This window comes from Halofilum ochraceum (assembly GCF_001614315.2).
Lineage (GTDB): Bacteria > Pseudomonadota > Gammaproteobacteria > XJ16 > Halofilaceae > Halofilum > Halofilum ochraceum.
This window is the reverse complement of sequence record NZ_LVEG02000005.1, coordinates 444,070-451,291: the sequence shown is the minus strand read 5'-3', so window position 1 is coordinate 451,291 and position 7,222 is coordinate 444,070. Positions and strand designations below refer to the sequence as shown.

3 protein-coding genes are annotated in these 7,222 nt (G+C 67.5%); all 3 read left to right on the top strand.

Annotated features, from left to right (window positions below; all coding sequences use genetic code 11):
- Positions 1-532 precede the first annotated feature (532 nt).
- The 3 genes from dnaE to tilS all read left to right on the top strand — a co-directional run bounded on the left by dnaE (position 533) and on the right by tilS (position 6,836).
- Positions 533-4,024, top strand: coding sequence for a DNA polymerase III subunit alpha (dnaE, locus tag A0W70_RS08545; RefSeq protein ID WP_070988915.1), 3,492 nt, complete (start codon positions 533-535; stop codon positions 4,022-4,024).
- Between the two features lie 341 nt (positions 4,025-4,365).
- Positions 4,366-5,334 carry an acetyl-CoA carboxylase carboxyltransferase subunit alpha gene (locus A0W70_RS08540; protein WP_070988914.1) on the top strand — a complete coding sequence of 323 codons (969 nt, stop codon included), beginning with the start codon at positions 4,366-4,368 and terminating at the stop codon, positions 5,332-5,334.
- A gap of 221 nt (positions 5,335-5,555) precedes the next feature.
- Entirely contained in the window at positions 5,556-6,836 is a 1,281-nt protein-coding gene (gene tilS / locus A0W70_RS08535; protein ID WP_175443088.1) for a tRNA lysidine(34) synthetase TilS, read from the top strand.
- Positions 6,837-7,222: the final 386 nt, after the last annotated feature.

Genomic DNA, 7,222 nt, shown 5'->3' with positions numbered 1-7,222 from the left:
GAAAGGCAAGGCAAGGCAAGGAAAGGCAAGGAAAGGCAAGGCAAGGCAAGGAAAGGCAAGGAAAGGCAAGGAAAGGCAAGGCAAGGCAAGGCAAGGCAAGGCAAGGCAAGGCAAGGCAAGGAAGGGCAAGGGCTGAGGCTAGGCACGGTGAACCAATCGGGGGAATGGAACTGCGCTTCGGTTACCGCACGTCGCCGGAACATAGGGTAGGTCGGACTTCCAGTCCGACACGTCGGCGGTTCAGGTGCCACTGTGCCAGGATCCGACGCAGTGCGTGTCGGGTTGGAAGTCCGACCTGTAGCATAAATGACTGCATATGAATATGCGGAGAATCAGTGCGTTATATCGTAGTTTTAATGTTTCTTGGCAAACTTGGCGTCTTGGCGAGAACCCGCTTTTGACCTTTCTCCGCGCACTCTGCGGCTCCGCGTGAACCCGGTTTTGACTTTTTCTCAAAACCCTTCAAAAACCCGCAGGAACCAATGACCGCACCGACAACGGAACACAGCACCAGGGACCCGCAACACCACCCATGAAACCGAGCTTCGTCCATCTGCGCCTGCATACCGACTACTCGCTGGTCGACGGGACCGTGCGCATCCCCGAACTGATGAAGACGCTCAAGGCGCGCGGTATGCCCGCGGTCGCGCTGACGGACCAGAGCAACCTGTTCGCCATGGTCAAGTTCTACAGCGCCGCCATCGCCGCCGGCGTGAAGCCGATCATCGGCTGCGACGTGCTGCTGCGCGGCGAGGCCCGTGGTGAGCCGGCGACGCCGCTGACGCTGCTGGTCCAGAACGATGTCGGCTACGGCAATCTCATCCGGCTGGTGTCGCGGTCCTATCTGGAAGGGCAGAACGACGGCGAGCCCACGATCGAGCGGGAGTGGCTCGACGGCGCCACCGACGGTCTGATCGCGCTCTCCGGCGGGCGCACCGGCGAGGTCGCGCGCAACTGGTTGGCCGGACGGCGCGAGCGCACGCTCGAGTCGCTCGCCGACTGGATGGCGCGCTTCCCCGGGCGCTTCTACCTGGAGATCCACCGCACCGGTCGCGAGCACGAAGAGGCGTGGATCGACGGGGCGCTGGAACTCGCGAGCACCATGGAATGCCCGGTCGTTGCGACCAACGACGTGCGCTACCTGTCGGCGGAGGATTTCGATGCCCACGAGGCGCGCGTGTGCATCCATGACAGCCGCGTGCTGGCGGATCCGCGCCGCCCCAAGCGCTACTCCGACCAGCAGTACCTGCGCACCGAAGAGGAGATGGTCGAGCTATTCAGCGATATCCCCGAGGCGCTGGAGAACTCGGTCGAGATCGCGCGCCGCTGCAATCTGCGCATCACGCTCGGTGAGTCCTATCTGCCCGATTTCCCGGTCCCGGCGGAGCACACGGTCGACACGTATCTGAGCGAGGTGGCGTATCAGGGGCTCGACGAGCGCCTGCACCAGCTCTATGGCGCGGCGAAGGCCGCGGACGAGGACTTCCGCAAGCCCTATGTCGAACGCCTGGAGCGTGAGCTCGGCGTCATCAACTCGATGGGCTTTCCCGGCTACTTCCTCATCGTCGCCGATTTCATCATCTGGGCGAAGAACAACGGTGTCCCGGTGGGGCCGGGGCGCGGATCGGGCGCCGGCTCGCTGGTGGCCTATGCGATGGGAATTACCGACCTCGATCCGCTACGTTACGACTTGTTGTTCGAGCGATTCCTGAACCCTGAGCGTGTGTCGCTGCCCGACTTCGACGTCGACTTCTGCATGGATGGCCGCGATCGCGTGATCGATTACGTCGCCGAGAAGTACGGCAGCGACAAGGTCTCGCAGATCATCACCTACGGCTCCATGGCGGCGCGCGCGGTGATCCGCGACGTCGGCCGCGTGCTCGGCCATCCCTACGGCATGGTCGACCGGATCGCCAAGCTGGTGCCGTTCGAGGTCGGCATGACGCTCGAGCGGGCCCTCAAGGAGTCGGAGGACCTCAAACAGGTCTACGACGACGAGGAAGACGTCCGCGCGCTGATCGATCTCGGGATGAAGCTCGAGGGCCTGGCGCGCAATGCCGGCAAGCACGCCGGCGGCGTTGTCATCGCGCCCTCGGCGCTGACGGACTTCGCGCCCCTGTACTGCGAGCCGGGCGGGCAGGGCTTGGTCACGCAGTTCGACAAGGACGACGTCGAGAAAATCGGCCTGGTGAAGTTCGACTTCCTCGGCCTGCGCACGCTCACGATCATCGATCGCGCGGTCAACGCCATCAACGAGCGGCTGCGCGGCGAGGGCCGCGAGCCCATCAGCATGGATCAGCTCGAGACGGGCGATCCCGATGCCTTCAAGCTCCTGAAGGCCTGCCAGACCACGGCGGTCTTCCAGCTCGAATCGCGCGGCATGAAGGAGCTGATCAAGCGCCTGCAGCCGGACAACTTCGAGGAGATCGTCGCGCTGGTGGCGCTGTTCCGCCCCGGCCCGCTGCAGTCGGGCATGGTCGACGACTTCATCGCGCGCAAGCACGGCCACGCCGAGGTCCAGTTCCCGCACCCCTGGCTCGAGGCCATCCTCAAGCCCACCTACGGCGTCATCCTGTATCAGGAGCAGGTGATGCAGATCGCGCAGGTGCTGGCGGGCTACTCGCTCGGCGCCGCCGACCTGCTGCGCCGCGCCATGGGCAAGAAAAAGCCCGAGGAGATGGCCAAGCAGCGCACCGGCTTCATCGAGGGCTCTGTCGCCAACGGCGTCGAATCGGCCACCGCCGAGTACATCTTCGACCTGATCGAGAAATTCGCGGGCTACGGCTTCAACAAGTCTCACTCCGCCGCGTATGCGTTGCTGTCGTATCAGACCGCATGGCTCAAGGCGCATTACCCGGCCGAGTTCATGGCGGCCGTGCTGTCGGCGGACATGGACAACACCGACAAGGTCGTCACGCTCATCGACGAGTGCGCCTCGATCGGGCTGGACGTAATCCCGCCGGACATCAACAACTCGGCCTTCAGCTTCACGGCGGTCGACGCCGGCCGGGTGCGCTTCGGGCTCGGCGCCATCAAGGGCGTGGGCGAATCGGCGCTGGAGGCCATCCTGCGCGAGCGGGATCGTGGCGGGGCCTTCCGCGACCTCGACGACCTGTGCGTGCGCGTCGATGCCGGCAAGGTAAACCGGCGCGTGCTCGAAGCGCTCAACCGGGCGGGCACGCTGGGCGGCCTCGGCCCCAACCGCGCGACCATCGAAAAGCGCCTGCCGCATGCCGTGCGCGCCGCCGAGCAGCACCGCCTCAACGCTGCGACCGGGCAGAACGACATGTTCGGCGGTGGCGACGACAAACCGGCCGCCGGCAGCACGGATATCCCGCCAGAGCCGGACTGGGACGACGAGACCCGGCTCACGGCCGAGAAGGAGACGCTCGGCCTGTATCTGTCCGGTCACCCCATCGACCGCTACAGCGACGAACTGGCCCGGTTCACGAACGGCCGCCTGGCCGACCAGTGCGGCAAGCTCGAGAGCCTCGGGCGGCGCCGCAGCGAGGACCGCAACGAGGTCTTCGCCGGCCTGGTGAACGCCTTCCGCACCAAGAACACCTCCAGCGGCAAGATGGGCTTCGCCACGATCGACGACAAGAGCACCCGAGTCGAGGTCAAGATCGGCCCGGAACTGCTGCAGCGGCGGCACAATTCCATCGTGCGCGACCGCGTGCTGGTGGTGGAGGGCCAACTGGCCTACGACGATTTCAACGGCGGGTACCAGATCAACGCGCGTGAGATCTACAGCATCGACGACGCCCGCGAACGCTTCGCCCGCCGCCTGCGCCTGCACGTCAACGGCAGCGCCGCCGGCAACGGCTTCATCGACCACCTGCGCGACACCCTGCGCCCCTTCCGCGAAGGCCACACGCCCATCGCCGTCGAATACCAGGGCCCCAGTGCCAGCGCCCGCCTCAACCTCGGCGAGGACTGGCAGATCCACCCGACCGACGAACTCCTGCACCGGCTGCGGCAGCTTACGGACGAGGGCTCGGTCGAGATCGAGTATCAGCGGTAGAGAGAAGGCGGCAGGGCCAAGGGCCAAGGGTACGGCTCGCTCCGTAGGCGCGTCTTCGAATGGCGCGGTTGAGCGCCGTTCGAATGCGCGCAGCGCGCCGGGGCGACACGGTACGGTGCACACGGTATCCGCCGCCGCGCCAACACCGCGCGCGTTCGCCTTCGGCGAAAACGCGCCTACGGCAGATAATCTTCTCAGCCCTCAGCCCTCAGCCCTCAGCCCTCAGCCCTTGGCCCTGCCGCCTGCCGCCTGCGCTCTTCATCCCCGACGTGCATAACACCGCAACCTGCCTGTATCATCCGTTTCACTGTCAGGAACATGCAGGGATCAGCCGCTAACCCATGAATCCGAATTTTCTGGAATTCGAGCAACCGATCGCCGAGCTCGAGGCGAAGATCGACGAGTTGCGCCATCTGGGCTCCGACGCCAACCCCGAGATCAATATCGGCGAGGAGATCCAGCGGCTGCAGCAGAAGAGCGAATCCCTGACCCGCAGCATCTTCGCCAAACTGCGCCCGCAGCAGATCGCGCAGCTCGCGCGCCACCCCCTGCGCCCGTACTCGCTGGACTACCTCGGGCGCGTGTTCGAGGAATTTACCGAGCTGCATGGCGACCGGTCTTATGCGGACGACCCGGCGATCGTCGGCGGTCCGGCTCGGCTCGATGGCCGCGCGGTGATGGTGATCGGCCACCAGAAAGGGCGCGACACCAAGGAGAAGCTGCGGCGGAACTTCGGCATGGCGCGCCCGGAGGGCTACCGCAAGGCCCTGCGGCTGATGCGCATGGCCGAGAAATTCAACATGCCGATCCTCACTTTCATCGACACGCCCGGTGCGTACCCCGGTGTCGGTGCCGAGGAGCGTGGCCAGAGCGAGGCAATCGCACGCAACCTCTTCGCCATGTCGGACCTGCGCGTGCCGATCATCGCCACCGTGGTCGGCGAGGGCGGCTCCGGCGGCGCGCTGGGGATCGGCGTCGGCGACCGGCTGATGATGCTCGAATATTCGACCTACTCGGTCATCTCGCCCGAGGGCTGCGCGTCGATTCTGTGGAAGTCCTCCGAGAAATCGGCCGAGGCCGCCGAGGCCATGGGCATCACCGCCCCGCGGCTGCAGGAACTCGGCCTGATCGACGAGATCATCGGTGAGCCGCTCGGCGGCGCCCATCGCGACTACGACGACGCGGCCAAGCGGTTGCGCGATGCCCTCATCCAGGCCGTCGCGGCCTACGACGGCGGCGACACCGACGAGCTGATCGAGCAGCGGTACCAGCGACTGACGTCCTACGGCCGGTACCGCGATACCGGCTGAGCGGGGCGAGCCGCGTCCCGTGTCGTGGCGGCGCGTCACGCGTCGAGCCGTTTGGGCGGATCGTCACCGGTGCATATCGCGGCTGGTGTCGCCACACGGACCGGACATGGAGGCGCCCGGAGCGCCTCGATCCCTGAGTGGCGGAGCAGATGCGCCCGGTTCACCGGCTACCGCCGCCGGGCTTTCTGAGAGCCCGCATAGACCCCGTTGCAAAGCCCGCCATGACTCAGCGCGCGACCGATCCCCCGGACCCCGCCGAACGGCTCAATGCCGTGCTCACCGAGCACGCACCGCAGCGCACCGGTGTCGCGGTCGCGTTCAGTGGTGGTCCCGATTCCACGCTCCTGCTGCACCTGGCGGCGGAAAACCTGCCCCGGCGCCGGGTACGCGCGCTGCATATCCATCACGGCTGGCACGCCGATGCGGATGCCTGGGCGGACCACTGCCAGCAGGTCGCACGCGGTCTGGGTCTCCGCTGCGACAGCGTTCGCGTCGATGCGGGGGCCACGCGCGGGGAAGGGCCCGAGGCCGCGGCCCGCGAGGCCCGCTACACCGCGCTCGGCGAGCGACTGCGCCCGGGTGAGGTGCTGTTGACCGCCCACCACCGTGACGACCAGGCCGAGACCCTGTTGCTCGCGCTGCTGCGCGGGGGCGGGGTGCACGGCTGGGCCGGGATGCCGGTACGGCGGACGCTCGGCCCCGGGCTGCACCTGCGCCCCTGGCTTGATATCCCGCGCGACTGCCTGCAGGCGGAATTGCAGCGCCGCGATATCGAGGCGCTCGATGACCCGGCGAACGCGGATACCGACTACGATCGGGTCTGGCTGCGCGAACGCGTACTGCCGGTACTGCGCGAGCGCCACGGCGAGATCGACGCCACGCTCGCCCGGGCCGCGGTCCAGGCGGGCGAGGCGGCGGCCGGCGTCGACAGCCTCGCCGCGCATGATTTCGTCACCTGCCGCGGTACGCACACCTCGACGCTGGACTGCGCCGCGCTGGCGACCCTGCCGGATTTCCGCCAGCGCGCGCTGCTGCGCTGGTGGGTCCACCGCGAGGGCCTGCCGCGCCCTGGCGCCGCACGGCTGGAATCGCTGCGGCGGCAACTCGTCGGCGCCGCCGCCGACCGCAATCCGCATGTCGCGTGGCCCGGCGGCGAGGTACGCCGCTGGCGGGGCGACGCATGGGCGCTGGCCCCGGCGCCCACGCTGGATCCCGATGCGGTCTATGACTGGACCGATCGCCGACAGCCCCTAGAACTGCCGCATCGCCGCATCCCGTCGGAGGCGCTGGAAGCGCTGACCTGTCCCATCGACGCCAGCAGCCACGTCCAGATCCGCTTCCGCCAGGGCGGCGAACGCCTCCCGCGCCGGGACGGCGAGGGCAGCATCGCCCTCAAACGCTGGCTCGCGGACAACGGCGTCCCGCCGTGGGAGCGCGACCGCATCCCGCTCGTCTACGTCGACGGGCACCTCATCGGCGCCATCGGCGTCCCGCGGCCTTGAGCGCTCGGTCTGGAAGCCGGCTGTTGCCTTCGGCAAGAGCCGGCCTACGCGCGGGGACAGCCCGGATCGTGTGGTCGCTTCAACGCCGCCACCGCGCTGAGACACCACCTGCAGGAGCGAGCTTGCTCGCGATCGTCCTCGCACGCACTCCCGGTGAGCAGGCGTTCAATCGGAGCCACACCGCCGACGGGCTGTTGTTGGATGATCCTTGGTGCGCTGGCAATCGCGAGCAAGCTCGCTCCTACAGGCAATTGCGGGCCGGTGTCCGAGGCTGGCCCCGGTACCGACCGGTCGTTGACGGTGGCGCCCGCCTTGTCAAAACCCGCTCGGCAGGCTCGTTCCGCCGACCCCGCAATTGTGCCGTTTCGGGGGGTCTGCTAACCTCC